Origin of the sequence: Cupriavidus sp. Met-2 (assembly GCF_049843575.1) — a bacterium.
Classification (GTDB): Bacteria; Pseudomonadota; Gammaproteobacteria; order Burkholderiales; family Burkholderiaceae; genus Cupriavidus; species Cupriavidus metallidurans.
The window spans coordinates 298,151-324,058 of sequence record NZ_JBBHZL010000003.1; the positions used below are offsets into that span (position 1 = coordinate 298,151).

At 65.0% G+C, this 25,908-nt stretch carries 23 protein-coding genes; 11 read left to right on the top strand and 12 right to left on the bottom strand.

All coding sequences use genetic code 11. The features are described from left to right. Positions 1-5 precede the first annotated feature (5 nt). Together WD006_RS09745 and WD006_RS09750 are read left to right on the top strand one after the other, a co-directional pair. The gene (locus WD006_RS09745; protein WP_231108855.1) at positions 6-434 is read left to right on the top strand and encodes a DUF4810 domain-containing protein; all 429 of its coding nucleotides are present in this window, start codon (positions 6-8) and stop codon (positions 432-434) included. Next, the gene (locus tag WD006_RS09750; protein WP_011519739.1) at positions 431-1,090 is read left to right on the top strand and encodes a DUF799 domain-containing protein; all 660 of its coding nucleotides are present in this window, start codon (positions 431-433) and stop codon (positions 1,088-1,090) included. Before WD006_RS09745 ends, WD006_RS09750 begins: the two co-directional genes overlap by 4 nt. Before the next feature lie 119 nt (positions 1,091-1,209). On the opposite strand, the gene WD006_RS09755 is transcribed toward WD006_RS09750, so the two are convergent. Further along, positions 1,210-1,695, bottom strand: coding sequence for an adenosine-specific kinase (locus tag WD006_RS09755; RefSeq protein WP_029307037.1), 486 nt, complete (start codon positions 1,693-1,695; stop codon positions 1,210-1,212). A 191-nt stretch (positions 1,696-1,886) separates the two neighbouring features. Here WD006_RS09755 and WD006_RS09760 point away from each other — a divergent pair, with 191 nt between their 5' ends. Further along, entirely contained in the window at positions 1,887-2,942 is a 1,056-nt protein-coding gene (locus WD006_RS09760; RefSeq protein WP_029307038.1) for an MBL fold metallo-hydrolase, read from the top strand. Positions 2,943-2,981: 39 nt separating this feature from the next. Here WD006_RS09760 and WD006_RS09765 read toward each other — a convergent pair whose 3' ends face one another. The 4 genes from WD006_RS09765 to WD006_RS09780 form a co-directional block, all read right to left on the bottom strand. After that, positions 2,982-3,704 (bottom strand): MgtC/SapB family protein, encoded by a 723-nt coding sequence (locus tag WD006_RS09765; protein ID WP_196765212.1) that lies wholly within the window; start codon positions 3,702-3,704, stop codon positions 2,982-2,984. 112 nt (positions 3,705-3,816) lie between these two features. Beyond that, entirely contained in the window at positions 3,817-4,023 is a 207-nt protein-coding gene (locus WD006_RS09770) for a hypothetical protein (protein ID WP_155714381.1), read from the bottom strand. Between the two features lie 281 nt (positions 4,024-4,304). Further along, the gene (locus tag WD006_RS09775; RefSeq protein WP_029307041.1) at positions 4,305-5,720 is read right to left on the bottom strand and encodes a sensor histidine kinase; all 1,416 of its coding nucleotides are present in this window, start codon (positions 5,718-5,720) and stop codon (positions 4,305-4,307) included. Between the two features lies 1 nt (position 5,721). Next, a complete protein-coding gene (locus tag WD006_RS09780) occupies positions 5,722-6,399 on the bottom strand; it encodes a response regulator transcription factor (protein WP_029307042.1) in 678 nt (225 codons plus the stop codon). Positions 6,400-6,576: 177 nt separating this feature from the next. Here WD006_RS09780 and zneB point away from each other — a divergent pair, with 177 nt between their 5' ends. Genes zneB through WD006_RS09795 form a run of 3 tightly spaced genes read left to right on the top strand, consistent with a single transcriptional unit; the run spans position 6,577 to position 12,381 of the window. Continuing rightward, the gene (gene zneB / locus WD006_RS09785) at positions 6,577-7,734 is read left to right on the top strand and encodes a zinc efflux RND transporter periplasmic adaptor subunit ZneB (protein ID WP_029307043.1); all 1,158 of its coding nucleotides are present in this window, start codon (positions 6,577-6,579) and stop codon (positions 7,732-7,734) included. Then, entirely contained in the window at positions 7,727-10,846 is a 3,120-nt protein-coding gene (locus tag WD006_RS09790) for an efflux RND transporter permease subunit (protein ID WP_375198931.1), read from the top strand. The genes zneB and WD006_RS09790 overlap by 8 nt, the downstream gene beginning before the upstream one ends. Next, positions 10,846-12,381 (top strand): efflux transporter outer membrane subunit, encoded by a 1,536-nt coding sequence (locus tag WD006_RS09795; RefSeq protein ID WP_035832327.1) that lies wholly within the window; start codon positions 10,846-10,848, stop codon positions 12,379-12,381. The genes WD006_RS09790 and WD006_RS09795 overlap by 1 nt, the downstream gene beginning before the upstream one ends. Here the strand turns inward: WD006_RS09795 and WD006_RS09800 are convergent. The 3 genes from WD006_RS09800 to WD006_RS09810 are packed head-to-tail and all read right to left on the bottom strand — an operon-like array spanning position 12,366 to position 15,262. Beyond that, entirely contained in the window at positions 12,366-13,808 is a 1,443-nt protein-coding gene (locus tag WD006_RS09800; protein ID WP_029307045.1) for an ATP-binding protein, read from the bottom strand. The genes WD006_RS09795 and WD006_RS09800 overlap by 16 nt on opposite strands. Continuing rightward, positions 13,784-14,449: a response regulator gene (locus WD006_RS09805; RefSeq protein ID WP_029307046.1), complete on the bottom strand. Its 666-nt coding sequence runs from the start codon at positions 14,447-14,449 to the stop codon at positions 13,784-13,786. Before WD006_RS09805 ends, WD006_RS09800 begins: the two co-directional genes overlap by 25 nt. Positions 14,450-14,497: 48 nt before the next feature. Continuing rightward, positions 14,498-15,262, bottom strand: coding sequence for a COG4705 family protein (locus WD006_RS09810; protein ID WP_029307047.1), 765 nt, complete (start codon positions 15,260-15,262; stop codon positions 14,498-14,500). Between the two features lie 304 nt (positions 15,263-15,566). On the opposite strand from WD006_RS09810, the gene WD006_RS09815 reads away from it, so the two are divergent. Then, positions 15,567-15,878, top strand: a complete 312-nt coding sequence (locus tag WD006_RS09815) for a hypothetical protein (RefSeq protein WP_008651852.1) — start codon at positions 15,567-15,569, stop codon at positions 15,876-15,878. Positions 15,879-15,885: 7 nt separating this feature from the next. On the opposite strand, the gene WD006_RS09820 is transcribed toward WD006_RS09815, so the two are convergent. Then, positions 15,886-16,506 carry a response regulator transcription factor gene (locus WD006_RS09820; RefSeq protein WP_011519726.1) on the bottom strand — a complete coding sequence of 207 codons (621 nt, stop codon included), beginning with the start codon at positions 16,504-16,506 and terminating at the stop codon, positions 15,886-15,888. A gap of 73 nt (positions 16,507-16,579) precedes the next feature. Between WD006_RS09820 and WD006_RS09825 the strand changes: the two genes are divergently transcribed. Beyond that, positions 16,580-18,205, top strand: a complete 1,626-nt coding sequence (locus WD006_RS09825; RefSeq protein WP_049799810.1) for a sensor histidine kinase — start codon at positions 16,580-16,582, stop codon at positions 18,203-18,205. Here WD006_RS09825 and WD006_RS09830 read toward each other — a convergent pair. Continuing rightward, complete coding sequence (locus WD006_RS09830; RefSeq protein WP_029307048.1) at positions 18,195-19,751, bottom strand: efflux transporter outer membrane subunit; 1,557 nt, start codon at positions 19,749-19,751, stop codon at positions 18,195-18,197. The genes WD006_RS09825 and WD006_RS09830 overlap by 11 nt on opposite strands. Before the next feature lie 169 nt (positions 19,752-19,920). Here WD006_RS09830 and WD006_RS09835 point away from each other — a divergent pair, with 169 nt between their 5' ends. The 3 genes from WD006_RS09835 (at position 19,921) to WD006_RS09845 (ending at position 25,143) form a co-directional block, all read left to right on the top strand. Next, positions 19,921-21,135 carry an efflux RND transporter periplasmic adaptor subunit gene (locus WD006_RS09835; RefSeq protein ID WP_011519723.1) on the top strand — a complete coding sequence of 405 codons (1,215 nt, stop codon included), beginning with the start codon at positions 19,921-19,923 and terminating at the stop codon, positions 21,133-21,135. Positions 21,136-21,186: 51 nt separating this feature from the next. Beyond that, positions 21,187-24,324: an efflux RND transporter permease subunit gene (locus WD006_RS09840; RefSeq protein ID WP_024570014.1), complete on the top strand. Its 3,138-nt coding sequence runs from the start codon at positions 21,187-21,189 to the stop codon at positions 24,322-24,324. Between the two features lie 162 nt (positions 24,325-24,486). Further along, positions 24,487-25,143 carry a response regulator transcription factor gene (locus WD006_RS09845; protein WP_029307049.1) on the top strand — a complete coding sequence of 219 codons (657 nt, stop codon included), beginning with the start codon at positions 24,487-24,489 and terminating at the stop codon, positions 25,141-25,143. An 8-nt stretch (positions 25,144-25,151) separates the two neighbouring features. Here the strand turns inward: WD006_RS09845 and WD006_RS09850 are convergent, their stop codons facing one another. Together WD006_RS09850 and WD006_RS09855 are read right to left on the bottom strand one after the other, a co-directional pair. Further along, entirely contained in the window at positions 25,152-25,541 is a 390-nt protein-coding gene (locus WD006_RS09850; RefSeq protein ID WP_375198930.1) for a response regulator transcription factor, read from the bottom strand. Positions 25,542-25,574: 33 nt separating this feature from the next. Beyond that, on the bottom strand, positions 25,575-25,850 hold the full coding sequence (locus tag WD006_RS09855) for a XapX domain-containing protein (protein ID WP_008651867.1): 276 nt from the start codon (positions 25,848-25,850) through the stop codon (positions 25,575-25,577). Positions 25,851-25,908: the final 58 nt, after the last annotated feature.

The window sequence follows — 25,908 nt, forward strand, 5'->3', positions numbered from 1 at the left end:
TGAGCATGGTCACGCTGCGCAAGGCAGCATTTTTGTCGGCGGCCGGCCTCGTGCTGGCCGGTTGTGCGAGTGGGCCGAAGCCCCTCTATCAATGGGAGGGGTATCAGACCCAGGTCTATCAGTACCTCAAGGATGGCGCGAAGGAGGAGCAGGTGCTGGCGCTGGAAAGCGGGCTGGACAAGATGAAGGCGAAGGGTGGCTCGGCGCCGCCGGGGTATCACGCCCAGCTTGGCATGTTGTATCTGAATCTGGGCAAGGGCGACCAGATGGTGAAGGAGTTCCAGACCGAGAAGACGCTGTTCCCGGAAGCCACACCCTATATGGATTTCCTGATGCGCAACGTGAAGACCGATAAGCGGCCCGACACCAGGGCTGCGGCCAAGGCTGACACGACGGAAGCGAAGTCCGACGCCACCACCGGGAGCGCCAAATGATGCGTCGAATCCTGACCTATATCGCGGGCCTTGGTGCGGTGACGCTGTTCGCAGGCTGTGCCGTGCCGACCAAGCAGATTGACTACTCGGCGTACAAGGCCAGCCGGCCGCGTTCGATCGTGGTGCTGCCGCCGTTGAACGAGTCGCCGGATATCAATGCAACCTACGCGATGCTGGCGCAGACCACGGCGCCGTTGGCCGAATCGGGCTACTACGTGCTGCCCGTGGCGCTGGTTGACGAGACGTTCCGCCAGAACGGGTTGACCGTGCCGGGTGACATCCACGCCGTTCCGGTGGCCAAGCTGCGCGAGATCTTCGGCGCCGACGCCGCGCTATATGTGACCGTGAGCGAGTACGGTTCGAAGTATCAGGTGCTCAGCAGTGTAACGCGCGTGGCGGCGAGCGCGAAGCTGGTGGATCTGAAGACCGGCGACGCGCTGTGGAGCGGTTCGGCCGCCGCGGCCACCGACGACTCCGGTAATGCCGGCGGCGGGCTGGTTGGCGCGCTGATTGCCGCGGCCGTTGCCCAGGTGATCAACCACACGGTGGATCGCAGCTACGGCGTGGCTGGCGCCGCGAGCGACCGGTTGCTGTCGGCGGGTCAGCCCACCGGTATTCTGTACGGGCCGCGTTCGCCGAAATACCAGTCGGACTAACGGTAGGCGGCGTACATCGTCAGGCAACGACCTCGGTGATCCGGGGTTGTGGCGGTGCCTCAAGGACGATGCCGGCAATACAAGCGATACGCGCGATACGGGCCATCGCTCCCTCCCACTCAGAGCTTGTAGCCAATCTGCCGCAGCAGTTGCTTCCGGTCGGCGATATCGGCGGTGGTCTCGATGCCCAGCGGCGGTTCCCCGTCGACGACGCCGAGCACAGCCCGGCCAAGATCCGTCTGCGCGACGATGACCTCAGTCGGGTTCGCGGTGGCACAGTAAATGCGGCATACCTCCGGCACGGCGCGCACGGCGCCGAGCACGTTGACGGGAAAGAACCCATCCCCAAGAAAGATCAGGAAGGTATGACCGGCCGCGATCGCGGTGGCGTTCTGGCAGGCCAGGTCGATCATCGCCTCGTCAGTGCCAGACCAGCGCACGAGCCGTTTGCCCGACGCCTCACAGAAGGCGATGCCGAAGCGGATGCCGGGTACCGTGCCGACGAGTGCCTCGTGCAGGTCCTCGACGGTCTTGATGAAATGTGACTGTCCGAAGATGAAGTTGGTGTCTGCCGGCTTGGATACCGGCACCGCGCTGAGTTCCATGACTTGCTCTCCCGCATGGGTGCCTATCCAGTCAATGGTAGGCCGCGCGTCTTCGAATGCAAGCCGATGCATCCCGGGTGGATTAAGATAGCCGTTACGCCGCGCCGGCGTCGCCGCAGATGCAGCACGCCGGCACGTGTTCTGCGGCATCGTCAGTTTCCATCGACATCTACATTCAGAAGGACTCTCTCATGAAGCTGCATTCAGCTCCGCTTCGTGCCGGAATGGGGTCCGGCAGGCGCGTGTTCCAGACGCTGGTTTCCGCCACGCTGCTCGCGGTCGCGGCACTGGTCCTGCCCGCGATGCCGACCGATGCGCGCGCGCAGGCGCCCGCGCACGCGCAAAAGAAGATGCAGGTGCCCGGCTACTACCGCATGATGGTCGGCCAGTTTGAAGTCACCGCGCTGTACGACGGCTATATCGATATCGATCCGAAGGTGTTCAAGTACACCAGCGCGCGCGAGGTGCAACGGCTGCTCGCGCGCATGTTCGTCGAATCGACGCCCGGCATGCAGACTGCGGTCAATGCCTATCTGATCAATACCGGCAGCCATCTGATTCTGGTCGATACCGGCGCATCGGCATGTTTCGGCCCGACGCTGGGACGCATTCGCGAAAACCTGCACGCCGCCGGCTACGAGCCGGAACAGGTGGACACTATTCTGCTGACCCATCTGCACGCTGATCACGCCTGTGGTCTGCTGTCCAATGGCACGGCGGTGTTTCCCGCCGCCACTGTCTATGCCGACAAGGCCGACGCGGACTACTGGCTCGACGAGTCGAAGGCTGCGGCAGCACCCAAGGATGCGCAGGGTCTGTTTGCCATGGCACGCGACGCGGTGGCGCCGTACCGGGCAGCCGGCCGGTTCCGCACGTTCAGTGCCAGTGCCAGTGCCGGCGCCGGTGACGAACTCGTGCCCGGCGTGCGCGCGGTGCCCGAGTTTGGCCACACGCCGGGGCATGTCGGCTATCTGTTCACGTCCGGCAAGGAAAAGCTGCTGCTGTGGGGCGATGTCATCCATAGCCACGCGGTGCAGTTCCGCAGCCCGCAGGTGGCGATCGAGTTCGATACCGACAGCCATCAGGCCGTGATTACGCGTAACCGCGTGCTGGCCGACGCCGCCCGCGACAAGCTCTGGGTAGGCGGCGCGCACCTGCCGTTCCCGGGCATCGGCCATGTGCGGCGCGAGCAGGTCGGCTATACATGGGTGCCCGTCGAGTACGGGCCGATCCGCAACGATCGCTGAACGGGGCGGGGTTCACTCTGGCGGCGCCTTCGGGCGCCGCTATTCCGTGGTGCTCGGACTCCAGAACGCCTGGGTTACCGCTTCACATGCCGAAAGCCGCGCCACCACGGCATCCAGCTCCTCGCCATCGACTGAAGTGGCCATGAGCACGGCTTCGATCTCGATGTCGTTCGCGCCGAATGCGTGAACCACCAGATCGCGCGTGGGATGGTTGCTGGCTTCCAGCATGTCCGACAGCAGCCGCAATGCCTCTTTCTGGCGATGGCGCGGCGTGATCACGTAGACCGTGTTGGTCACCTCGACCGCAGGCGTGTCGATCGGCTGCTGGTTGATGCGATTGACCACGGGACGCAGCAGCGTGTTGGCGGCCAGCACGAACATGCTGCCCAAGCCGGCCTCGATGATGAGGTCCGCGCCCGCGCTGGCGCCGACCGCGGCGGAGCCCCACAGCGTGGCAGCGGTGTTCAGGCCGCGCACATTGCCTTCCTCGCGCATGATCACGCCCGCACCAAGAAAGCCGATGCCGGATACCACGTAGGCCACCACGCGCACCGCGCCGTCGTGGCCGGCCAGCCGGTTGGCCATGTCGACGAAAATGGCCGCGCCCACGGCGACCAGCACGTTGGTGCGCAGGCCGGCGGTGCGCTGGCGGTACTGGCGTTCATAGCCGATGACCCCGCCAAGCACGAAGGCGGTAACCAGGCTGATGCAGGTGTCGAGGAGCGACTCTAGGTTGATGTTCTGGATGGCTTCGATGGACATGCTCGACGGATGTGGCAATCATGACGCCACATGGCAGCCGTGGCTGGCATGTGGCGGGACACGGCACGTGCGTGCCGTGGCGTGCAACTGGCGTGCGGATCGCGGACGCGTCTTACCAGAGCGTGCGGCAGAACCGGATGGCCGCGTCGGCGTATTCCCGATCGGATCTCGGGGCGTCCGTGCGGCCGGCCTGGCCGGGTGATTTCGAGTTCGTGGTCGAGGTCGAAGTGTTCGACTGCGTCTGGGCGCGCAGGAATGGGGAGACCAGACGCTCTGTGAGCGCGGAGGTCCGGGTGGTGGATGCGAGGAACTTGCGCATTTCCGACTCCTTCGCTGTCCTGCCGACCATGGCGGAACAGCATGGTGCCTGCCGGGGCAGGCGCGTGCGAGTGGCGCGCGGCGGGCTGGGGCGCCCGTGATTGCCGCTGCGTGACTTGCGATGGATCGATGCAAGCCAGCGACAAAATGGATGTGGGTGGCCTGCTTAACCTTGTGTTGGATATCGACTAGAACAACAGTCCATTTGAGGGTCCTCCCCAGGCGAGCTTTGATGGGACGCAGTGTATCGACGGGGTGCTGCTCCGTACACTGAATTCTTCTTCAGGAACCGGCTTCACGCGGCGCCAGCGGAATCCTGACCGTGAACACCGCGCCGCCGTCGGGCCCGTTGGCGGCCTCGATATGCCCGCCCTGGGCATGGATGATCGATTGCGACAGGGCCAGGCCAAGACCCACTCCCTCGTTCTCGGACGCGCGCGCGCCAGCGCCACGGAAGAAGCGGTCGAACAGGAAGGGCAACTCGTCCGGAGGGATGCCGGGGCCTTCGTCGGTGACGCGCAATGTGGCCTGGTGCGCGTCGGCGGCGCAGTCCACCACGATCTTGCTGCCCTGTGGCGAGAACTTGAGCGCGTTGTCCACCAGATTGGCCAGCACCAGCCCCACCGATCCGTGCGGCACCTTGGCGCCGCCCACCGCTTCGCTGCGTGCCACCAGTTCGACCTGCCGTTCACGGGCGGCTGGGCCGGCGCGCAACAGCGTTTCCGCGATCAGCGCATCCAGTGCCTGTGGCTCGCCAGCCTGGCGATCCTGCCCCGCGTCGAAGCGGGCCAGCATCAGCAGTTCCTCGATCAGCCGGGTCAGGCGGCCCACTTCATCCAGGCAGGAGCGCAGCGTGTCCACGTACTCCTGGCTCTCGCGCGGCCGCCGCAACGTCACTTCGATCTCGGTGCGCAGGCGGGAAAGCGGCGAGCGCAGTTCGTGCGAGGCGTCGGCCGTGAAGCGCCGCTGCTGGTCGAAAGCCTGCTCGAGCCGGTCCAGCATCGCGTTCAGCGTATCGACGAGCTGGCCGATTTCGTCCGTTGTGCCGGGGTGCGGCAGGCGTTCGCCAAGGTTGGCATCGCCGATGAGCCGGGCTTGCTTCACCACGTCGTTGATGCCACGGAACGCGCGCCGCGTCAGCACGCTGCCGGCGGCGCCCACGGCGGCCAGCAGTGCGGCGGCCATGATGCCGAACAGGATCGTGGCCGACTCCAGCACGTTGTGCACATCGTCCAGCGATCCCGCCACCTGGATCACCACGGGCTTGCCGTTTGCCACGGCGGGTAGGGACACCATGCGCAGCGGCTCTTCCCCAAAGCTCGGCAGCGTCTGAAAGACCGCCTGCCCCCCGGACGCGAGTTCGTCGAGCAGCGCGGGCGGAGCGGGCAGCATGGCGTCGCCCAGGTTTGAGCTGCGGGCCAGGATTTCGCCCCTGGCATTGACGATCTGCACCAGCCGGTCCAGGCGCACTAGCGATGGCGGGGCTGACCCGGGCGGGCGCTCGTGCACGCGGACCGGTTGCCCGTGGCTCTCCACCTGCATGCCGGCCTCGGTATCGGCCAGTGTCAGCAGCGCCGCGTCGAGCTGCCCGTGCACCAGGCGCGATAGCTGCCACCACCCGGCCAACGCCGAGCAGGCCACGATCACCACGATGACGGTCCAGTGGGTCAGGACCAGCCGCTGCCGGAAGTTCAGCACGTCAGAGGGCCCCCGATGGCGAGATGCGGAAGCCCTGGCCCCGCACGGTCTGGATCAGCGCCGCCATGCCCGGTGGGTCGAGCTTGCGGCGCAGGTTCTTCATGTGCACGTCGATCAGGTTGTCGATGGCGATCAGGTCCGCGTGCCAGATGTGTTCCGCAAGCTGTGCCCGGCTGACGATCTCCCCGGCGTGCGTCACCAGCAGGATGAGGATCGCGTACTCCTTCGGCGTGAGATCGAGCCGCGCGCCGGCCCGCGTGACGCCACGGGTCTGCGGGTCGATGACAAGGTCGTCCAGCGTGATCGGGGCGGGTTGGGCCAGCTCCACACGCCGCAGCAGGGCCCGCACGTGCGCGAGCAGTTCCTCAAAGACGAAGGGTTTGGTCAGATAGTCGTCGGCGCCCGTGTCCAGCCCGGTGATGCGGTCATTGATTGCATCGCGCGCCGTCAGCATCAGGATCGGCGTGCGCACGCCCTGCTCGCGCAATTCCCGGCAGAACTCGACGCCACTTTTGCCCGGGAGCATCCAGTCGAGAATCAGCAGACTGAACGCGTAACAATTGTGAGCCGCCGCCACGTCAACCGAATGGGCGGTCTCCACGTCATAACCTTCTTCTTGCAGACCACGGGCCAGCAGTCGCGCTGCCTTCTGGTCGTCATCTACCAATAGGATCCTCATGGGTTCGCCTTTCCGGGTCGGGTCTGATTCTATCAGCCGACTTTTCCGCATGTTACGCATACGGCCCTGCCTGAAGAAGAATTCAGAGTGCACGGGGGCTTGCGTGCGTACCATTGGCGGCAAATTCCCGCATGTGGCGATTCCATATCTTTTGAAACATCAGCATCGGAGTGAATGATGAAAAACAAGCCAGCCTTTCCCGGGCGCGTTGTCTACTGGCTTGCCGCGGCGGTCATACTGGGTCTCGGCGGTGCTGGTGTCTGGACGATGCGCGCCAAGGCCGAACAGAAGCGCGCGGACCCGCCCGTCGCCCTGCGTCATGAAGGCGAGCGCCTGGTAGTCCCGGCCGAGTCGCCATTGCGCCGCACCTTGGCCGTCGCGCCCGCCACGCGCGAAACCGTGGCTGCACCGTTCAATCTGCCGGCCATGGTCGACGCCGATCCGGCCAAGCTCGTGAAAGTGCTGCCGCCGCTGGCCGGCCGTATCGTCAGCCTGAACAAGCAGCTTGGCGACGAGGTCAAGGCTGGCGACGTGCTGTTCACGATCGATTCGGCCGATCTCGCGCAGGCCAACAGCGACGCCGCCAAGGCCCGCGCGGCCATGACAATGGCACGCCGCAACCTGGATCGTCAGCGGGAACTGGACAAGTCAGAGATCGCCGCAAAGCGCGACTTCGAGCAGGCCCAGAGCGACTATGACCAGGCTGCCAGCGAATCCCAGCGCGCCGATGCGCGTCTGGCGCAGCTTGGCGCCAAGGGTGGCGGCACGTTGCAGGCGGGCGGCGGCCACATCCTGACCGTGCGATCGCCGATCAACGGGCGCGTGGTCGATCTCAATGCCGCGACCGGCGCGTATTGGAACGACACCACGGCCTCCCTGATGACCGTTGCCGATCTCTCGCACGTGTTTGTCACGGCCAACGCGCAGGAAAAGGATCTGGGCCACGTGTATGTCGGCCAGTCGGCCACCGTCAAGTTCGACGCCTATGACGATCCGCAGCCGGGCAAGGTGCGCTATGTCGGGCAGATCCTTGATGCGGACACGCGCACGACCAAGGTGCGCATGGTGTTCGACAACCCCGACGGACGGCTCCGTCCCGGCATGTTCGCGCAGGCTACGTTCCTGTCCCAGCCGCATGAAGGCATCGTCGTGCCGATGTCGGCCATCGTGCAGAGCGGCTTCTACACCCGCGCATTCGTCGAAGTGGCGCCGTGGCAGTTCGAGCCCCGTGTGATCAAGCTCGGCGCGCAAATCGGCGACCGTATGGAAGTGAAGTCGGGCCTGTCCGCGGGAGACCGTGTGGTGGTGAAGGAAGGGGTGCTGCTGAATGATTGAGCGCCTTGTTACCCTGTGCTTCAACCGGCGCGGCATCGTCGCGCTGGTGTTCGCGATGGTCGCGCTGTACGGCTGGTACGCGTGGAAGCAACTGCCCCTGGAAGCGTATCCGGACATTGCCGACACCACCTCGCAGGTGGTCACGCAGGTCAACGGACTGGCCGCCGAGGAAGTCGAGCAGCAGATCACAATCCCGCTCGAGCGCGAAATCATGGGCGTGCCCGGCATGCACGTGATGCGCTCCAAGAGCACGTTCGGCCTGTCCCTGATCACCGTGGTGTTCAAGGACGGCGCGGAGGACTACTGGTCGCGCCAGCGCCTGCAGGAGCGCATCAACGGCGTTTCACTGCCGTACGGCGCGCAGCCGTCGCTTGACCCACTGACGTCGCCGATCGGTGAAATCTACCGCTACACACTCGTCTCGAAGACACGCGATCTGCGCGAGCTGTCGGAACTCCAGTTCTGGAAGGTGATTCCGCGCCTGAAGCAGGTGGCGGGCGTGGTGGACGTGGCCAACTTCGGCGGCCTGACCACGCAGTTCATGCTCGAGTTCGATCCGGTGATGCTGTCGAAGTACAACATCTCGCTGAACCAGATCACGCAGGCGATCTCCGAGAACAATGCCAACGCCGGCGGCAGTATCCTGAATCGTGGCGAGCAAGGGCTCGTGGTGCGCGGCGTGGGCCTGATCCGTAATCTGGACGATCTGGGCAACATCGTTGTCACCCAGAAGAATGGCGTGCCCGTGCTGGTGAAGGATCTTGGCCGTGTGGTGCTCGGCAACCCGCAGCGCCATGGCATCCTGGGCATGGACCGCAATCCGGACACGATCCAGGGCATCACGCTGTTGCTCAAGAACGAGAATCCGTCGGTCGTGATGGAGGGTGTTCATGCCGCCGTGCGTGACCTGAACGACAACATCCTGCCCAAGGACGTCAAGGTGGTGCCGTATATCGACCGGAGCAATCTCGTCGATGCCACGGTGCATACCGTGGGCAAGACGCTGATGGAAGGCATGTTCCTGGTGTCGCTGGTGCTGCTGCTGTTCCTGGGCAGCCCGCGCGCGGCGATCATCGTGGCCGTCACGATCCCGCTGTCGCTGTTGATGGCGTTTATCCTGATGCATCACTTCAAGATCCCGGCGAACCTGCTTTCGCTCGGCGCGATCGACTTCGGCATCATCGTGGACGGTGCCATCGTGGTGATGGAGAACATCCTGCGCCGGCGCGAGGAGGACGCGGAGAAAGAACTGCATGGCCGAGACATCATGCAGTCGGTGCTGCAGGTGGCGCGCCCGATCTTCTTCGGCATGATCGTGATCATCACGGCCTACCTGCCGTTGTTCGCGTTCCAGCGCATCGAGTACAAGCTGTTCTCGCCAATGGCCTTCGCCGTGGGCTTCGCGCTGTTCGGGGCGTTGCTGGTGGCGCTGCTGCTGATTCCGGGGCTGGCGTACTGGGCCTATCGCAAGCCGCGCAAGGTGTTTCACAACCCGGCGCTGGTCTGGCTCGCGCCGCGCTATGAATCGGTGCTGAACCGGCTGGTGGGCAGCACGCGCACGGCAATCGGCATCGCGGTGGCCACACTGGTCGGCGTGATGATCCTCGGCGCGACGATCGGGCGGGACTTCCTGCCGTATCTGGACGAAGGCTCGATATGGCTGCAGGTGACGCTCCCGCCGGGCATCTCGCTCGAAAAGGCTGGCCAGATGGCCGACAACCTGCGTGCCGCGACGATGGAGTTCCCGGAGGTGGAACACGTGGTGACGCAGGTGGGCCGCAACGACGAGGGTACCGATCCGTTCTCGCCGTCACATATCGAGACCGCGGTGACGCTGCACCCGTATAGCACCTGGACCTCCGGCCGCGACAAGCAGCAACTGATCGAGGCCATGGCCACGCGCTTCCGCGATCTGCCGGGTACTCAGGTGGGTTTCTCCCAGCCGATGATCGACGGTGTGCTCGACAAGCTGGCGGGCGCGCACAGCGACCTGGTGGTCAAGGTGTACGGCAACGACTTCGCCGAGACCCGGCAGGTGGCCACCGCGATCACGCGGCTGCTGAAGACGGTGCCGGGCGCGCAGGACGTGATCATCGATCAGGAGCCGCCGCTGCCGCAGGTGCGTATCGATGTCGATCGCGCCGCCGCCGCGCGGCTGGGCATCAATGTGGCCGACGTGATGGCGCTGATCCAGACAGGGATCGGTGGCAGCCCCGTCACGCAGGTGTTTGTCGAGGACCGCAGCTACAACGTGGTGGCGCGCTTCATCGGCAGCTCGCGCAACGACCCCGAGGCAATCGGCAACCTGACGCTCACGGCCGCCAATGGCGCGCATGTGGCGCTGGCCCAGGTGGCGCATATTCGTCTGGCCGAAGGCGAGACCACGATCACGCGCGAGATGAACAAGCGGCACCTGACGGTGCGCCTGAATCTGCGCGGCCGCGATCTGTCGACGTTCCTTGAAGAGGCGCGGATGCGTATCGACAAGGAAGTACCGTACGACCGTACCCATATCCAGGTGGCATGGGGCGGTCAGTTCGAGAACCAGCAGCGCGCCCAGGCACGTCTGGCGGTGATCCTGCCGATGGTGCTGGCGCTGATGTTCGTGCTGCTGTTCGGCGAGTTCAAGAACCTGCGGCAGCCCGCGCTGATCCTGATGGCGGTGCCGCTGGCAACGTTGGGCGGATTGGTGGCGCTGCATCTGCGCGGGATGACGCTGAACGTGTCGTCGGCGGTTGGCTTCATCGCGCTGTTCGGCGTGGCGGAATTGAACGCGATCATCATGATCGCCAACCTGAACCGGTGGCGCGATACCTCTGGCGTGAGCCTGAAGGAAGCGGTGGTGCGTGGCGCGGGCGAGCGGATGCGGCCGGTGCTGATGACTGCGACCGTGGCAGCGCTGGGCCTGATTCCGGCGGCGCTTGCGCACGGGCTGGGCAGCGACGTGCAGCGTCCGCTGGCCACGGTGGTGGTGGGCGGGCTGATCACGGCAACCGCGCTGACGCTGGTGCTGTTGCCCGCGTTGTATTACCTGATCGAGACACGCGCGGCGAAGCAGGTGCGCGAGGAGCCGCCGGTACAGTTCGGCCCCACCAGTGAAGGGGATTTGTAATGGCTAGAATCACTTCGATCAGCGTGGCGACGCTGCTGGCGCTGGCCACCGCGGGTTGCGCGGTGGGCCCGGACTTCCAGCGCCCGGCCGCGCCCGAGATCGATCGCTACACGGCGACGACATTGCCCGCGGAGACCGCATCGGCATCCACGCCGGATGGGCAGGCGCAGCGCTTCGCGCCGGGGCAGGATGTACCGGCGCAGTGGTGGACGATGTTTGGCTCCAGCGAACTCAACGCGCTGGTGGACGCCGCATTGCGCGCGAACCCGGACCTGCAGGCGATGGAGGCCGCGCTGCGCGTGGCCCAGGAGAACGTGGCGGCGCAGCGTGGCGCGTTCTTTCCGAGCGTTGACGCGTCGTACACGCCGTCGCGCCAGAAGATCGCCCAGATTATCGCGAGCCCGCTGTCCGATAACAGCGATCTGTTCACGCTGCACACGGCGCAGTTGAGTGTCTCGTATGTGCCTGACGTCTTCGGCGGCACGCGCCGGCAGGTGGAGTCAGGCGTGGCGCAGGCCGATGTTGTGCGGTTCCAGTGGCAGGCCGCGTACCTGACGCTGACGTCGAACGTCGTCAATGCGGCGATCCAGGAAGCCTCGCTGCGCGCCCAGATCCGCGCGACGCAAGACGTCATCGCGCTATCCACGCGCCAGCTCGAGGCCGTGCGCAAGCAGCAGCGCATAGGGCAGGTCGGCGCCGCCGAGGTCGCCGCACAGGAAGCCACGCTGGCGCAGGCGGAAGCGGCATTGCCGCCGCTGGACCGGCAACTCGCCCAGCAGCGCAACCTGCTCGCGGCATTGACGGGCCGGTTGCCGAGCGATGCCGTGCCGCAGCAGTTCGAGTTCGAAGCGCTGACGCTGCCCGGGACATTGCCGCTGAGCCTGCCGTCGAGGCTGGTTGGCCAGCGCCCCGATATTCGCGCGGCGGAAGCGCAGATGCACGCGGCCAGCGCCCAGATCGGCGTGGCCACTGCGGCCCGCCTGCCCAATATCACGCTGACTGCCGCGCTCGGTAGCTCGTCGCAGGCGATTGGGGATCTCTTCACGGCCGGCACCGGCTTCTGGGGAATCTCCGCGGGCCTGATGCAGCCGATCTTCAAGGGAGGGATGCTGCTGCACCAGCAGCGCGCGGCCGAGGCGGCCTACAAGCAGGCATCTGCGCAGTACCGCAGCACGGTGCTGACCGCCTATCAGGGGGTGGCCGACGCGCTGCATGCGATCGAGGCCGATGCGCGGGGACTGCGCACTGCATCGGATGCCGAGCGTGCCGCGTACCGGAGCTTCAACATCGCCCAGGCGCAGTGGAAGGCCGGACAGATCGGTTACCCGGCCGTGATGCTGGCCGAGCAGACGTATCGGCAGTCGGCGATCACGCTGGTACAGGCGCGCGCGAGCCGGTACTCCGATACCGTGGGCCTGATGCAGGCGCTGGGCGGAAGCTGGGAGGATGAACCGGGCAAGACGCCGGAGAACCAGTCGGACAGCAAGCCGGCCGCAGCGCCGGAGGCCGTCGGCAAGGCTCAGGGTAACGGCTGATCCGTGGTGGCAGCCGCGTGCTGCCGACGGACGCCGCTCTCGTTGGTACCGTAGTTGCCACCACAGTTGTCACCACACGGCACGCGCACCGTCACGCGCGTGCCGTGGCGCGCGGCCGCGTCGGCGTAGTCGATCTCGACCGTGGCACCCACCCGCTCGGCAATGACCCGGACGATGGAGAGACCAAGGCCGGAGCCGGGCGCGTCGTTGCCCGGAATCCGGTAGAACGGATCAAAGATCCTGCTTCGTTCCTCCGCGCTGATGCCGGGTCCGGAATCGGTCACGATCATCGCCACCGCATTGGGGGAAGTCTCCACCGACAGATCGACGCGGCCGTGTTCGGGCGTGTAGCGGATGGCGTTGTCCACGAGGTTCTTGAGCAGCGTGATCAGCTCCACCTCCTGAATTGGCACCTGCGCGTCGGTGTCGCCAACCGCGCCAATGTCGATGTGACGCGAATCGGCCAGTGGCATCAGGTCTTCCAGCACGCGCCGGAAGGCGTGCCGCACGGAGATGCTTTCCTCTGGCGCTGGCGCGGCGGTTGCCGATTGGGCACGTGCGAGACTCAGCAACTGTTCCAGCAGGGCGCGGCTGCGTTCGATGCCGCGCCGCAGGGTGGCCAGCCGGGTGCGCGCCGCCTCGGGCATCTCGGTGCGTTCGAGCCGTTCGGCCTGCAGCGATAGCGCGGTCATCGGCGAGCGCAGTTCGTGCGCCGCGTCGGCGACGAAGCGGCGCTGCATCTCCATGGCCTGCGCGATACGGGCCAGCAGCCGGTTGATGGCCACCACGAAAGGACGGACTTCGGCGGGAAGCTCGTCTTCCGGCAGTGGATACAGTTCGTGCTCGCCGCGCTGGTCGATGTCAGTGGAAAGGGTGGAGATGGGGCGGAACATCTGGCGGACCAGATAGGCCACGATCAGCAGCAGCACCGGTACGAGCACCAGAAACGGCAACACAGTAACTTGTGCGCTGTTGCGCGCGATCTCGTCGCGCATGCCGGTTTCCTGGGCAACGGCAATGCGTTGGCCGGTCGGCAGCGTCCGGATCAGCACGCGGTAGGACTCGTGGTCGACTTCGAAGGTGCCGAGACCATCGGGCGCGCTGGCGGGCAATGCCAGTATCTGCCGGGCGCTGTCACCGCCCGGTGACAGGGTCTGCACAATGACGCGGGCTTCCTCGTCGCTGTGCGGCAGTCTGCCAGCGTCCGCCAGATGGGGCGCGGGCAGATGCTGCGCGTCGAACAGCATCGACACCTGCCGCAGCAGGTCGTCCTGCATGATGTTGGCTTCGCGGAACGCGGAGGCAAACGAAAAGATGCCGCCGATGAGCGCCACCGCGAGGATCGCCAGCGATACCCAGAGGGATAGCCGTTGCTGGACCGAGTGCTTTGGCCCGGCGTGTTTCAGCCTTCCTTCGGCACCTGCCATCCCACCCCCCTGACGTTTCTGATGATGGTGCTGCCAAGCTTCCTGCGCAGGCCGTGGATCAGGAACTCGACCGCATTGCTTTCCACTTCATCGCCCCAGCCATAGATGCGCTCTTCAAGCTCGGCACGCGACAGGATTGCGCCTGGGCGTGCCAGCAACGCCTGCAGCAGCGCGAACTCGCGATTCGTGAGTTGCTGGGGCGCGCCGCCCGTCAGGGTGGCCTGCCGGGTCGACAGATCCAGCGAGACGCGGCCATTGCCGAGCACCGATGACGCCAGACCACTTCTCCGGCGCCACACAGCCCGCATTCGCGCGAGCAGTTCATCCATCTCGAATGGCTTGACCAGATAATCGTCGGCGCCCGCATCGAGCCCGCCGATGCGGTCTTCGAGTGCGTCCCGCGCCGTGAGGATCAGCACCGGCACGGCGCTGCCACGCGCGCGCAGCGAAGTCAGCACCGCATGGCCGCTCTTGCGTGGCAGGCCCAGATCCAGCAAGACCACGTCATAGTGTTGGCGATCCAGCGCGTCCAGTGCGGCCTGTCCATCCTCGACACAGTCGGCGGCGCAGGAGGCGTCCTTCAGGGCGTCCTGCACCACCTGTCCGATCATGCGGTCATCCTCGACCAGCAGCACCCGCATCGCGTTCTCCATGCCAACGGTGTCCGACATCACGCATCATAGCGCCGCTCAATGGCTTGCGCGGGCCGCCGCCCGCTGGGGCAGCAGCAGGATGCAGATCACCATGAACGAGACCAGCACGGCCGACGCCGAGAAGCGGCTCAGCGCCAGCCCACCCGATTGCAGCGGCTTGTCAAGAAAGTCGCCGACCACGGCACCGAGCGGACGGGTCAGGATAAAGGCGGCCCAGAACAGCAGGGTGCGCGAGATGCTGGTCCAGTAGTAGGCCGCGGCAAGCGCCGCGAGCAGCGTGACGAAAACGAGCATTCCGCCCAGATAGCCCAGGCCGATGGTGTCGGCGGTCCAGTCGCCCAGCGCCGTGCCGAGTGTCTGCGAGAACATGATCGTCACCCAGTAGAACAGCTCGGCCTTCGGCGAGTTGACCGTGTCCACCGACACCGTTCCCATCGAGCGATACCACGCGGCCAGCGACAGCAGGAGCAGCGCCAGCAGCAGTGCGCTGCCTCCGGCATAGCCGATGCCGAGCGAGCGGTCCGCGAAGTCCGCGAGCGTGGTGCCGACGGTGGTCGTGGCGACGATGGTCAACCAGTACAGCGCGGGCCGGAAAGCGCGCGCGCGGATCTGCGCGGAAACGGCGGCAAGGAATACCACCGCGAATATCGCCGTGCTGACGAGGTAGCCGAGATTCAGCGACATCGACAAGGCATCGCCGCCGGTTTCCCCAAGCGTGGTGGCGGCGATCTTGATGAGCCAGAAGCCCAGCGTGATCTCGGGCACCTTGCTGAGTGCGTGATGTGTGGTGGAAGTGTTCATCGCATGTTCGTTGTCTTAAGGCTGGATTAAGCCGCGGTGCGTGCGCTAAGGTTGTACAAGGGCCGCATTAAGTCTTCATTAAGCAGCGGCGCTGCGAAAACGAGAAGCCATTCTTTCGTACAAGACTTAGCGTAGCCATAGTGCGCAACGCGGCAACAATCCCTTACAAAGCTTCCGGCCAAGGATGTGTCTGATTCGTCAACGTTCGATGGATATCTCCGTTACACGTCATAACCGCGCTAACAGTTCGCAAAGACAAGACGAACCCGGGCGCTCATAGACTTGCACGCAGGAGGTACTGCATATGAAACGAATCATGATTGCCGGCATCGTGGCCGGCGTGGCGGCACTGGCATCGGGCAGCGCGCTGGCTCGCGTGGATGTAGGGATTGGCATCGGCATTCCCGGTGTCGTTGTGGCACCGGCGGCGCCGGTCTACTACCAACCGGCCCCGGTGTATGTCGCGCCGCCGCCTCCGGTCTATGTGGCACCGCGGCCGGTCGTGGTGGCGCCGGGCTACTACGATGGCTGGCGCGGCCGGGAGTGGCGCGAGCACGAATGGCGCGAGCACGAGTACCGCCGTCGTGAATGGCACCGCTGGCACGACGACGACTGATCGGCGCCTACGGTTTGATGAACCCCTCGGTGGCCGCGCGCACCACGGCTTCGACCCGCGTGGCCACGCCCAGTTTCTCCCTGGCGCGGTCGATATGGAAATCGACCGTCCGCTTCGACAGCCCCAGGATCGTCGCGATCTCGCCCGACGTCTTGCCGCGCGCGGACCATGAAAGCGCCTCGATCTCGCGCTCGCTCAGCGTGACGTTCTGCGGGGTGCGTTGTTGCGGTTTGACAGCGCGCGACAGCCGCGCTTCGATAATGCTCTCAAGGATGTCAAAATCCACGGGTTTGGCGACGTAGTCGTCCGCGCCCAGACGGCGTCCCTTGAGTTCGGCATCGCGCTGGGCCAGTGCGGTTAGGAAAACGAAAGGCACTTCAGCATAGCGCGGGGCCAGCGCGCGCAGTTTCGCGAGCACCTCGAAGCCGTCCATGACAGGCATGCCCACATCGCACAGGACAAGATCGGGTGGCATGCGCAGAATGGCGGCAAAGCCTTCCTGGCCGTCATGGGCGACGGTCACGGCGAAGCCTCGCTCGGTCAGTTCTTCCGCGATGAGCGTAGCGGTCTCTGCATCGTCTTCGATGCATAGAATCTGGTGGGGAGTATTGTCTGCGGATGTGACCATGTAGGGGCACTACTGTAGGGGAGCGGGCCGCAACCCGTCAATCGAACGGCATCTTGCAACTTCAGGGTAATGTATGCGCCACTTGTCTAGCGCAGAGGGAAAGATAGCGGTGGGCAGGCTTTCCGTAGCCCCGCTGGCACAGCTCAATCGATTGCGCGTGCGTCTGTCGCTGGTGTTCGTCCTGTTCCTGCTGCTCGTAATCGGGCTGGGCGCTTTCAGCATCAACCGGCTCAGCGCCTTTCACAACGTCGCGGCCGAGATCAGTGGCCGCTGGCTGCTGAGCAACCGCATCGCAGGCGATCTCAACAACAGCATCTCGGACTTCCGTGCTACCGAGGGTGAACTGCTGACCGCGCGTCGCGGCAAGGATCGGGGGCGCGCGGAAGGTTCGCTCGCGGTACTCGATGAAGAAATCGCGGATGCCAAACGGCGCTACGAAACGATCGAGCATGACCCCATCGAACTGGACCTCTACCGGCAGTTCAGCGAGCAGTGGCGGGCATATCGCGAACTGGCCAACCGAGTGCTGGTGCTTTCCCAGCGCGATGACAAGACCGACGCCATCGCGCTTTACTACCAGGAGTCCCGACGCGCCTTCACTGTGGCCAATGCCACGCTGGCCACGCTGACCGAGCGCAACGTCACCGGTGCGAACGAGGCTACCCAGGCGGAGGCCGTAGCCTACCGGCATGCCAGGGACCTGATCGTGAACGCGATCATCGTGGCGGCGCTGCTGATGATTGCCGGCGTGCTTTACTTCGTCACGGCTGTGACCAATCCAATCGCGGAACTGGTTGACCGGATGCACCGGATCTCCGACAACGAAACCGAGATCGACATCCCATCGACCGAGCGCCCCGACGAAGTGGGCGAGATCGCTCGCGCCGTGGTCCGGTTCCGCGATAACACGGTGGCGCTGGCGCAAAGCCGCGCCACGCTGGCCGAGCAGGCCCGCACGCTGGAAATCACGCTGGCCAACGAGCGGCGCATGGCGGAGCTGCAGCGCAACTTCGTGTCGATGGTGTCGCACGAATTCCGTACCCCGTTGACCGTGATCGACGGCTACGCGCAGCGCCTGAGCCATATCAAGCCGCCGCTGTCGCTTGAGGCGGTGCAGGATCGTTCGAGCAGAATCCGAGCGGCGGTGCGGCGGATGACCGCGCTGATCGAAGATATGCTCGGGGCATCGCAGGTGCTTGACCTGGCAACACCGGGGGCGTTTCAACGCACGGAGTTCTCGTTACACCTGCTTGTGCACGAGGTCTGCGAGATGCATCGCGAAAGTTCGCCGGATGCGCAGATTGTCGAGCAGTGGCACGCCGACGTACCCGAGGTTTTCCATGGCGATGCACGTTTGCTGTTCCAGGCCGTGAGCAATCTGATCGGGAATGCCGTCAAGTACTCGCCGCCGAAGACGCCGGTCAGCGTGGATGTATCGATGGAATCGGGCGCGATCCTGATTTGCGTCGCGGACCAGGGCATCGGCATTCCGGAGAAGGATCTCGGCCACGTGTTCGAGCGATATGTGCGTGGCGCCAACGTGACCGGCACCGCCGGCGCGGGCGTGGGTCTCTATATCGTCCGGCTGGCCGCCGAATTGCATGGCGGCACGGTGTCGGTGCGAAGCGCGGAAGGCACGGGCTCGCGCTTCTTGCTCAGGCTGCCAGAAGCGCCAGCGCCAGCGCCGCTCAGCGCGTAGCGACTTCGGCGCGGGCCGGCTTGCCCGCGTCACCCACCTGCGTACCTTCGGCCTGGCGATTCCACCAGCCGCCACCCAGAGACTGGTAGAGCGCCACGGTATCCGTGAAGCGCGCGGCCTGCGCCTGTGCCGTGGCCTGCGTGGCCGTGCGCATCGTCTGTTCGGCGTTGAGCACTGCCAGCACATTGACGTAGCCGCTCGACAGTTGCTTCTCGGTGATCTCCAGCGTCGTGCGCGCGGCCTGCTCCGAGGTGATGGCCGCACGCAGCGTTTCCGCATCGGCGTCGATCGCGTGCAGCGTATCGGCCACGTTCTGGAACGCGTTGATGACGGTGCTGCGGTACTGGGCCTCCGCCTGCACGAGCGCGGCATCGGCGCCGTGCTTGAGCGCCAGCATCGTGCCGCCCGCGAAGAAGGTTTGCGCGACGTTGCCCGCCAGGCTCCAGAAGACGTTGCCGGCGCTGAACATCTGGTTGAACATGGTGGCCGTGCCGCCGTATGAGCCAGTGATGGTGAGCTGCGGCAGCATGTTGGCGATAGCCACGCCGACTTCCGCCGTGGCCGAATGCAGTTGGGCTTCGGCCGCGCGCACGTCCGGGCGCTGCCGCACCAGTTCAGACGGCAGCGACACCGGAAGTTCCGCCGGCAACTTGAAATCGTCGAACGTGAACTCGGCGTCGAGCGGATCGGCCGGCAGCTTGCCGGCCAGCGCAGCCAGCAGGTCGCGCTGCAGGGCCAGTTGCTTGCGCAGTCCTGGCAATGCCTGCTCGGCTTGCGCAAGCTGGGCCCGGGCCGCGGCCACTTCGAGACCGCTGACGAACCCGAGCGTGAATTGCTTCTGCAGCAGGTTGTACAGCTTGGTCTCGATGGCGACGATGCGTTGTTGCGCGTCGATCTGGGCGCGCAACGAAGCTTCCTCGATAGCGGCCAGGCTGATGTTCGATGCCAGCGTCAGGTAGGTAGCCTCCACCTCGAAACGCTGCGCATCCTCGAGCGCCTGCAGCGATTCCACCCGTCGGCGGTTCAGGCCGAACACATCGGGCGCGTAGCTGATCGACAGTTCCGCCGTGTGCAGGTTGAAGAGCGGATCGCCAGACGTCAGCGTCGGCGAGATCGTTCCTACCGCATTGCGCTGCCGCGATGGCGAATAGGAACCCGAGATGGTCGGGAAGAAGAAGCCCTGCTGCGCGCGCACTTGCGCCTGGGCCTGCCGCAGCGCTGCTTGCGCGGCCGTCACCGTCGGATTGGCCTTCATCGCTGCCGCGATAAAGCGGTCGAGCTTTTCCGAGTGCAACATGCTCCACCACTGCTCGGGGATCTGCATGCCTTCCACGAAGCGCTGGGCTTCGCCGCCTTGCACCGGCGCGGATGCCGTCTCGGTGGGCAGCGGCTTGGGTGTGTACGCGGTGGCATCAGGCGCCTTGGGCGTCTGGAAATTGGGGCCGACGGCGCACGCCGTCAGAACGCCGCAAACGGCCAGGGCGCAAGCCGTGCCGGCGAATGGGATTCTCGAACGAATGGAAGGGCTGCGGTGATCTGGCAGCATGGGCCGTGACCTCAAAGCGATGGCTGGTGCTGTTGGTAGAGCTATTGGTAGCGCTGGGCGGATTCTATGAGCGATGCGCCGGCCAGGCCACTGTCATTAATCACAGTAGACCGTGACGCGGCGAACTCTCATCATTTGCCCAAGTTTTCAGAATCCAGAGGGTTAGTCCATGCGTTTCGATGCCAAGTCCGCCATCCTGGGCGGGGGCGCCACCGCTGTGGTCCTGGTGGGGTTGATGTTCGCATTCAACGCGTGGACGCAGCCCAGCCCGCTCTACGGCCCGGAGAAAGGCTTTGGTCAGGGCGGTCCGTCGGCGCCCAAGGTGGCGCCGCGCGGGTCGTCCGTCACGCTGACCCAGACCCAGATGGGTACGGTCAAGGTCGTGTCGGTGCAAGACTATGCGTTCGCCAACCAGCGTGAAGCCGTCGGTAATATCGACTTCAATCAGGACCGCTCGGTCCAGGTGTTCACGGCCTACCAGGGCAAGGTCCGCAACGTGTTCGTCAAGGTTGGCGAAGACGTGGCCAAGGGAGCACCGTTGTTCGATATCGAGAGCCCGGATCTGGTCCAGGCCGAATCGACGCTGATCTCCGCAGCCGGCGCGCGCAAGCTCAATGCCAAGGCGCTGGAGCGCGCGCATCAGCTCTTTGAGATCCAGGGTATCGCGCAGAAGGATCTCGACCAGGCCATCTCCGATCAGCAGGCCGCGGAAGCCGCCTACAAGGCAGCGCGCGACGCCGTCGCCATCTTCGGCAAGAGCGCGTCCGAAATGGATCGCATCATCGAACAACGTCGCACCGATCCGGTCCTGACCGTGTTCAGCCCGATAGCGGGCCGCGTGACGGCGCGCAATGCACAGCCGGGCCTGCTGGTCCAGCCCGGCAACAGCCCGGCACCAATCACGGTTTCCGATATCTCCACGGTCTGGATGCAGGCATTCGTGACCGAAGCAGACAGCCCGCTGCTGAAGGTGGGACAGGCAGTCAAGGTCCATGCGATGGCCTTTCCGGGGCGGGAGTTCGCCGGAACCATCACGACGACGGGTGCGTCCATCGACTCCGCCACGCACCGTCTGATGGTCCGTTCCGAGGTCAAGGACCCGAAGCACGAACTGCGGCCGGGGATGATCACATCCTTCTCGATACGCACCGGTGAGCCAGATCATTCCGCGGCGGTCGCCGCCGATGGTCTGGTGCGCGAAGGCGACGGCACGATGACCGTATGGACGACCACGGATCAGCGCCGCTTCGAGCGCCGCGTGGTCACGGTCGGACAGACCCAGGACGGTCTGGTGCAGATTCTCAGCGGCCTTGCGCCGGGCGAGCTTGTGGCGAGCGAAGGGGCATTGTTCCTGAGCAATGCCGCGGCACTGGCCGCTCAGTAAGCGTATCGACCGCTCCCCAGTCATCCCGAAGAATTCGAAGACGAGGCCTCCGTGCTCAGGAACGTACTTCGGTTGTCGCTGACGCGACGGCCGCTCATTCTGCTTTTCCTCCTGGTATTTGCCGGGGCCGGCTTGTTCGCCTACTCGAAGCTGAACATCGAAGCCTATCCGAACCCCGCACCGGTGATTCTCGAGATCACCGCGCAGGCGCCGGGCTTGTCCGCCGAGGAGATGGAGCGCTACTACACGGTGCCCATGGAAGTGGGGCTGGCCGCCACGCCGGGCGTGGAAAGCATCCGCTCGACCTCGTTTTACGGCCTGTCGTTCGTGCGGGTGACGTTCAAGTACGGCGTCGACTACTACTTCGCCTATACGCAGGCCGCGCTCAACCTGCAGCAGAACGTCAGCCTGCCGAACAACGTGCAGCCGCAGATCCAGGCGTCGAGCCTGGTCGGTGAAATCTACCGCTACCAGCTCAGGGGGCCGGCGCACTTCGGGCTGACAAATCTGCGCACGCTGCAGGACTGGGTGCTCGAACGGCGACTGAAGACGGTGCCGGGCGTGGCGCAGGTGGTGAGCTGGGGTGGCACGACCAAGGAGTACGACGTCGAGGCCGACCTGCACAAGCTCGACGCGTACAACATCACGCTGCAGCAGATGATCTCCGCGCTGGGTAACGCCAACATCAACGTTGGCGGCCGGACCATCAACCTTGGACAGCAGTCGGTCAACATACGTGGCGTAGGCCTGATCGAGGACACCAAGGACATCGAACAGGTGGTGCTGACACAGCACAATGGCGTGCCCGTGCAGGTCAAGGACGTCGCCAAGGTCAAGATCGGCTTCACGCCGCGCCTGGGTCGCTCCGGGCGTGACAACCAGGACGACGTGGTCACTGCCATCGTCGTGATGAACCGGACGCTGCAAACCAACGAGGTGGTGGCGCGCGTCAAGGCCGAGATCGACAAGATCAACAGCGACGGCACGCTGCCTGCCGGCGTGAAGATGGAGCCGTACTACGACCGTTCGACGCTGGTCTCGGTCACCACGCACACGGTGCTGCACAGCCTGCTGTTCGGCTGTCTGCTGGTGTTCTTCATCCAGTGGGTATTCCTGGGCGATCTGCGCAGCGCGGTGATCGTCAGCGTCAACATACCGTTCGCGCTCTTCTTCAGCATCATGATCCTGGTGATGCTGGGAGAATCCGCCAACCTCTTGTCGGTGGGGGCGGTCGACTTCGGGATCATCGTGGACTCCTCGGTGATTCTGGTGGAGAACATATTCCGGAACTTCCAGATGCCGCTGGCGGATCAGCAGCGACTGCTGATGAGTCGGGACGCGCGGGCGATCGGCAAGGGCGCGGGTATCACGGACCGCATCCGCATGATCTTCGTGAGCGCGCTGCAGGTGGACAAGGCGGTGTTTTTCTCGGCGGCCATCACGGTGGCGGCGTTCGTCCCGCTGTTCACGATGCAGGGTGTGGAAGGGCAGATCTTCGGGCCGATGGCGCGTACCTATGGCTATGCGCTGCTGGGCGCGCTGATCGCCACGTTCACGGTGACGCCGGTGCTGTGCACCTATCTGCTGCCCAAGCACATCGAGGAGAAGGAAACCATCCTGGTGCGCTGGCTGCATCGTATCTATGAGCCCGCGCTCAAATGGTCGCTTGGCAACAAGAAGCTGTCGGTGGCGATTGGCGCCGGCGTGCTGGCGGTGACGGGGGCGTTGATGCCGCTGCTGGGCACCGAGTTCCTGCCGGCGTTGGAAGAGGGCAACCTCTGGATTCGCGCCACCATGCCGCCAACCGTTTCGCTGGAGGCCGGCGTGCCGTCAGTGGCGCGAATGCGCAAGATCCTGCTGTCGCATCCTGAAGTGGCGACGGTGGTGTCCCAGCATGGCCGTCCAGACGATGGCAGCGATGCGGCGGGCTTCTTCAACGCGGAGTTCTTCGTACCGCTCAAGCCGATGGATGAATGGCCGGCGGGCATGACCAAGGACAAGCTGGTCGCGCAGGTGCAGAAGGAGTTCGCCAACGAGTTCACAGGGATCTCGCTGAATTTCTCGCAGTACATCCAGGACAATGTCCAGGAAGGCCTTTCCGGCGTGAAGGGCGCGAACTCGGTGAAGATCGTCGGCCGCGACCTGCCCACGCTCGAGAAGCTGGCCGACCAGGTGCTGCACGAGATGAAGGAGATCCGGGGCGTGTCGGACCTTGGCGTGTTCCGCGTGCTGGGTCAGCCCAACCTGAACATCAAGATCAACCGCGAGGCGGCGGCGCGTTACGGGCTTAACACCGGCGATGTCAACTCGGTGGTGGAGGCCGCGCTGGGTGGCACGCAGGCGACGACCGTGCTCGAAGGCGACCGGCAGTTCTCGCTGACGGTGCGTATGGCGCCCGAGTATCGCGGCAGTATCGACGCGATCCGCAACATCAAGGTGGCGTACCAGACAGCGGATGGCGCGAATGCCTATATTCCGTTGAGCGCGTTGGCGGACATATCACTGGATACCGGGGCGTCGTACATCTATCACGAGCGCAACCAGCGATACATCCCGATCAAGTTCAGCGTGCGTGACCGCGACCTGGGCAGCACGGTGGCGGAAGCGCAGGCGCGTATCGCCAGCAAGATCAAGCTACCCGAGGGCTACCGCATCCAGTGGGCGGGCGAGTTCGAGCAACTGGAACTGGCGAAGAAGCGGCTTGCGCTGATCGTGCCGATCAGCATCGTGATGATCATGGTGCTGCTGTACGGTCTGTTCAACTCGCTGCGGGACAGCGTCATGACGCTCGCGGGCATTCCGTTCGCCATCGCCGGGGGCGTGATCGCGCTGTTCGTGACCGGTCTGGATTTCAGTATCTCGGCGGCCATCGGCTTCGTCTCGCTGTTCGGGGTATCGGTCATGGACGGCATCCTGATGATCACCTACTACAACCAGTTGCGTGAACAGGGGCTGAAGTCCGAAGCGGCGATGTCGCAGGCGGCCCAGCAGCGGATGCGCCCGATGCTGATGACAGCGCTTTCGGCATGTATCGGCTTGCTGCCGGCGGCCATCTCCACCGGAATCGGCAGCCAGGTGCAGCGTCCGCTGGCCACCGTGGTGGTGGGCGGCATGTTGATCGGGCCGATCATGCTGCTGGTGATCGTGCCGGCGCTACGCATGGTGTTCATCGGCAAGAAGGAGACCTGACCGTAGACCTCAGACCGGCTTCTCGCCGGTAGCTGGTGACACGCAACGGCCACGTCGATGCGTCCCGGGGCAGAACACCCGGGGCGGATCGCGTGGCCGCTTGCATTTCAGGGCAAAGCGCCGATAATCCCACTTCCCGGAACAAATGCCCCCAGGATCGCCATGATGCGCGACAGGATCGAAGAGGGTGGTGAAAGTGAAGAAAGCGCGGTGCTGGTCGTCGATGACGATCAGGATGTGCGCGTGGCGCTATCCAGCCTGTTCCGCTCGGCGGGACTAGCGGCGGAGTCGTTCGCCTCGGCCGAGGAGTTGCTCGCGCACGGCATTCCGGATCGGCCCACCTGCATCGTGCTCGATGTGCATCTGCATGGCGCGAGCGGCCTCGACCTGCAGGCCACGCTCAACCGGGCGGGCCGCCATGCGTCGATCGTATTCATCTCCGGCCGAGGTGACGTCCCGATGACGGTGGCGGCCATGAAGGCCGGCGCCGTCAACTTCATCGCCAAGCCATTCCGCGACCAGGACCTGCTCGACGCCGTTGACGAGGCTTTGCAGCGCGACCGGGCGCAGCGCGAGGCCGAGGCGCAGAGCCGGCAGCTTCGCGACCATTTCGACACCCTGACCGGCCGGGAGCAGGAAGTCATGCAACTGGCGGCGCGTGGCCTGATGAACAAGCAGATCGCCGACGACCTCGGCATCAGCGAGGCCACGGTCAAGATCTATCGCGGTCACGCCATGCGCAAGATGCAGGCCCGCACTTTCGCCGAACTGGTCATCATGGCCCAGTCTCTCGGGCTGGTGCAGGACGACGCCGGATAGCCCGCGCGTCAGATCCCCGACCCACTCTCGCCGCTGGCCAGCGCACGCGCCAGGCACCGGAGCAATTCTCTCTCCTGAAACGGCTTGCCGAGGAATCCGGTGGCGCCCACGTCAAGGGCGCGCTGTTCCTCGCCATCCTGGGCATAGGCGGTCATGAGGATGACCGGCACATCGAGCCCGAGCGCGCGCAGCGCCGTGCAGAGCGCGAACCCGTCGATGCCCGGCATTCGCACGTCGCAGACCACGCACCGGATACGCCCGATCGAAGCGGACTGCAGCAGTGCCTGCCCGCTGGCGTAGAGTTCCACGGCCAGGTCGAACGAACGCACCAGTTGCCCCATGGCGTCCCTGACGGAGGCGTCATCGTCAACGATCGCGATTAGGGGAAGGGCAGTCACACGGTGCTCCGGACATTGGCCTCAATGGGGCCCTCATTGCTCCGGCTTGCTCTCCTTGGTGTCGGCCGCGGCCAGTGTCGGGCCGGGCGTGCCCGTGATCTTCGGCATGCATTCCTGGTGGAACCACGCCACGGTGACGGGCTCCCCCGCGATCATGCGCTTGATCGGCGGTACTACCTGCTCGCCGATAAGCATACCGAGCAGGCCGATCAGGGCCACCGCTGGCGGGGCGGGCGAGCGGACCTGCATCAGCGCGTAGATGATGCCGACCAGGATGCCGGCGCCCAATGAGATCAGATAGAGCTTCATGCGAGCCTCACGATATGTCGCAATACGAAACGGGTCATAGGAAACAGGGGGGGGCGGC